The organism is Methylobacterium sp. E-065 (assembly GCF_022829605.1).
Lineage (GTDB): Bacteria > Pseudomonadota > Alphaproteobacteria > Rhizobiales > Beijerinckiaceae > Methylobacterium.
In genome coordinates, this window is record NZ_JAKSYD010000121.1 from 1 (window position 1) to 226 (window position 226).

Here is a 226-nt window from a genome sequence, read left to right on the forward strand (position 1 = left end):
TTCATCCCCGATACTGGGGCTGCCGCTGCTCCCAAGCCCGAAACGGCGTCAGCGCCTCATCCCGGATCGCACCAGCAAGGTCGGTGCCCTCGCGGTTGCCGAACAGCAGCCTGTCGAGGGTGCGGCCGGCCATCACGTCGAGTAGGCGAACTCGCTGTCCCGTGCGCAGCCAATCCTTCTTGATCCGCCAAGCCCGGGTGTCGAAGCCAGTCAGCACCTGATCGCG

1 protein-coding gene is annotated in these 226 nt (G+C 66.4%); it reads right to left on the bottom strand.

The window, feature by feature from the left end; translation table 11 throughout:
• Window position 1: 1 nt before the first annotated feature.
• Window positions 2-226, bottom strand: a 225-nt coding sequence (locus tag MKK84_RS16605) for a hypothetical protein (protein WP_243921564.1), incomplete at its 5' end; no start/stop codon positions are given.